The following is a 3943-nucleotide window of genomic DNA, read 5'->3' as shown; positions in this document are numbered from 1 at the left end:
AATATTAGAAAAATTTTTACGTAAGCGTAAGTAAGCAATTAAAAACCCAGAAAAGTATAAAAATGTCTACGATAGAAATATAACGAGAATTACTTTTTACTTAGAACATGGCAAAACAAAAGGTGAAGAATTTTTTAATGAGAGTTTACCTTTTGCTCCTTGGGAAAAGCTTAATGTTGAATTGTCAATTCCAGGTTATTTTTATGAAATGCAGGCACAAGCTAGTTTAGTGAAGGGTAGCGTACTCAATATCGAGCAGTTGGGATATTATTTGAGCTATGGGTATTATCAGCTAACTATTGCTCATATAAGACAAAAGCGCTGTGTTATTCGCTTCGGGGAAGATAATGAAAGAGTGATATCACCTGGAAGTGTATTTCAATTAGCTACAGCTGTTTTATTACATCAGTATGATTATGCGCAGCAATTTTATAAATTATTTCAAAATGGTTACATGAAAAATTGGATAAACCGTTCGAAAAGTCATATAGGTGACTTTATTATCCTGTTGTTTGATAAGGTAGAAGGTGGCAATACCCTAAAACCGATCGTAGATGATTTTGCTTATCAAGATATTTTAGATAACTGGGATAGTACAGACTTAACAAAAGTTACCGCTTATCTAAATCAGTTATGTGATGATCAAGTCGCTCAGGTTGCATCACCACCGAGTAAGATGTTTTTTGAGTTCGATAATATGAACTGGCAATTTACACCTTATGCTGCACTTATGCTGCTAACGCTAAGAGCACAACATGGCCTTGAGAACCCTGATTTTGAGCACCCTGGTTTTGGCAATGTAACTTCTTTGCTATTAACGCAGCCTGTAGCCCCTAAAAAAGATGAGGTCCTTGAACAGCTTGTAGTCAAGTTACATGAGCAAGGCTTTGATGAAAAAGCGTTACTAGCGTAGTGTGTGATGAGACTTTATAAAACTCTAAATCTACTAAATCTAAAAGGGTCAGGTCTTTCTTTTTACCTTTAATCTAGTCCAATATTGTTTATAAGCAATGGTTTAATAGAAATTCTCAACGTGTTGGGCATTTTACGATGGGCAAGCACAAACTCCAGAATGGCTTGAAATCGGCAAAGTGTTACTTCAATTTGGCAAATCTAAAGCGATAGTAAGCCGAAAGTTTACGCTATTTGTCGAGCAAGGAAAAAGTTGGGTGATTATCTTAAGCTTCATTACTCCTACTCAAGCGCGAGTCGGTTAGTGGCAAAAGAAAGACCTGACCCCTATGGTTCAAGCTCGGGGGATACTAGGAGTTTGGGGTGCTACCTTAACTGCAGATCAGTACTATTATAAATCAAACTCTTTCATTAAAACTATTAATGAAATTGAAATGTCATGTATAAGAGATATAGCTCAAAAATGAGGGGGAATTATGTGATGTTGGTGAGGTTTTTTTTATTTTTGATAATAGCTTTCCCTGCTTTTTCGTGTGAAAAGTCACTGGAAGCTGTAAGGCTTATTGATATTAATTATGTAACAGATATTGAAGGTATATTTAAAAAATATAAAGTTGAGGTTGAGAAGAAGGTTATTTTTGGACAAGAAATATTAACTGCAAAATCTGATTTTATAAGTAGAGGTTTTTTGGATGTTGAAGTTTATAAATTCGAGATTATAAAATTTAAAGGTGAGCGTTTTATAATTGAATTTTCAATAAACAATGGGCATTCATTTAAACACGATATGATTGATTTTGATGATTTGATTAATAAAATTAAAAATATTGAAAAATCCACTACATGCAGTGATGAAATTTCTGAAGCTTGGATGGATCTGGCTGTGCTATTAGAAATCACAGCTAAGCCAAGAAAGCGTAATCTTTATGTAGATGAACAAAATAGACAAGTGATTATCTTTGATGGTGATAACTGGAACAGTTTTTATCCATCTAAGGATGGTAAAAGTATCATAGTTGCAAGTGCCTACATTGATAACTGATTTCATAGTTTTTTCGTTCTTAACAAAGTTTATAAAAGAGATTAGAGATATCTATTAGTAAAACAAACAGGCTCAGGTCTTTCTTTTTGCCTTTTAACTAGTCCAATGTTGTATATAAGCAATGGTTTAATAGAAGTTCTCAACATGTAGGGCATTTTACGATGGGCAAGCACAAAGTTTGATAGTGGCAAAAAGCAATACCTGACCCCATGGTTTTTTAAACCCGTTTGCGTTATTAGTTGATAGGAACGTATTCCCTTATCATAGTTGTGCGGAGAATTACGGAAATGTATGTGCTAGATAAAAAAGTACACTCTTTGTTACTGCTTATGCCGTTATTAATATCATGTGCTGCTAAAGATGTAACAGGGGATGCTTTCGCTGCCAAAATAGTTGGTAAATGTTTTCAAGCTACCAAAGACTTAGTTATTTATGATGTGAAAGGAAGCGATAAGGATAAGGTCAGTTCTTACTCGTCTTCCTATCTTATAGTTGGTGACCCTTCGGAAAACCAAAGGTTTACTAAAACAGGTCAGCCAGTTGGATTTGTTAAAAACAGAGAAATGTTGCTGATCACAAAAGTAATTGATTTCCCTTACGGTAGTGCCGGGAACTGTTGGGTAGTCAAAGCTCGTCACAAAAATACAAAGGGAAAGTTGTTGGAAATCCCTTCGTGTTGGGTTTGGGACCAACCTATTTGGATAGAACCTCTATCGCCCATAGAGCAGAAAAATACAGATGAGGAATTACTTATTAAAGCGGAACAACTCAAAGAAGTTCCTAGAGATAATTGCTCAGCTACAGCGAGCAAGTAAGTAAAGTAAGAACAGAAAGCCAGCATCTGCTGGTTTTGTTTTGTCTGGCGTTTGGTGATGGTGCTTTGCTTCCTTTGATTGGTGCCAAGGGGGCGAAGGTTTTAAATCGCTTAATATCCGCTAGGTGTCAAAGCGAGCAGATTTAATTCTATCTATTCAGAGTCAAATTGCTTAAAAAATGTCTCGCAATCAAAGTAAATAAACAGGGGCAGGTATTTCTTTTTAGCTAGTCCAATGTCATATATAAGCAATGGTTTAATAGAAATTCTCAACGTGTTGGGCATTTTACGATGGGCAAGCACAAGCTCCAGAATGGATTTAAATCGGCAAAGTGTTACTCCAATTTGGAAAATCTAAAGCAACATCAAGGTGAAAGTTTGCTTACTTTGTTGAGCAAAGAAAAGAGTTGGATGATTATTTTAATTACACTATTCGCGTGTTAGTAAGATTGTTGCAAAAGGCAGACCTGACCCCTAGACGCTTGCTGACACAGCGACAATTTCAATGACTCCAGCAGGTAAATAATGGACAAAATATTAGAAAAATTTTTACGAAAGCGTAAGCTGACGATAAAAAATCCTGAAAAGTATAGAAAGGTTTATATAAATAATACAAAAGAGCTTAATTTTTATATTGAGCAAGGAGAAACTAAAAGAGGTATACCTAGCAATGATAAATTGCCTTTCTTTAACTGGGAGGTATTAAATACAGAGTTGTCAATTCCACGTAATTATTATGAGATGGATGCACAAGCTAGTTTTGTAGATGATAACTTACTTGATTTAGGTAAGTTAAGCATATGCTTAACTTATGGATACCACCTGCTTATGATAGAAAACTATAACCTAAAACGCTTCACACATCGCTTTAGTCGTGAACCTTTAAGGTTGGTATCACCAACATCGGTATTTCAGCTAAGTATTGCAGTGATATTGCATAATAATGAATATGCTTGCCAAATTTATACGTTATTTCAAGCAGGTTACATGAAGCACTGGGTGAATAGATCAAAAAGTCATATTGGTGATTTTATTATCCTGTTGTTTGATAAGGTAGAAGGTGGCAATACCCTAAAACCGATCGTAGATGATTTTGCTTACCAAGCTATTTTAGATAACTGGGATAGCACTGACTTAACTGAAGTTACGGCTTTTCTAAATCAGTTATGTGATGA

The 3943-nt window shown here is 35.2% G+C and carries 4 protein-coding genes; all 4 read left to right on the top strand.

Annotated features, from left to right (window positions below; genetic code table 11):
* Positions 1 to 454: 454 nt before the first annotated feature.
* Entirely contained in the window at positions 455 to 913 is a 459-nt protein-coding gene (locus tag CWC28_RS20955; protein WP_138625721.1) for a hypothetical protein, read from the top strand.
* Positions 914 to 1351: 438 nt separating this feature from the next.
* The gene (locus tag CWC28_RS20950; RefSeq protein WP_138625720.1) at positions 1352 to 1954 is read left to right on the top strand and encodes a hypothetical protein; all 603 of its coding nucleotides are present in this window, start codon (positions 1352 to 1354) and stop codon (positions 1952 to 1954) included.
* A 293-nt stretch (positions 1955 to 2247) separates the two neighbouring features.
* Positions 2248 to 2769, top strand: a complete 522-nt coding sequence (locus CWC28_RS20945) for a hypothetical protein (RefSeq protein ID WP_063707747.1) — start codon at positions 2248 to 2250, stop codon at positions 2767 to 2769.
* Positions 2770 to 3293: 524 nt separating this feature from the next.
* On the top strand, positions 3294 to 3943 hold a 650-nt coding region (locus CWC28_RS20940), incomplete at its 3' end, for a hypothetical protein (protein ID WP_138625719.1).

The organism is Pseudoalteromonas sp. S4492 (assembly GCF_005886115.1).
Classification (GTDB): domain Bacteria; phylum Pseudomonadota; class Gammaproteobacteria; order Enterobacterales; family Alteromonadaceae; genus Pseudoalteromonas; species Pseudoalteromonas gelatinilytica.
This window is presented reverse-complemented; position numbering and strand designations above follow the sequence as displayed.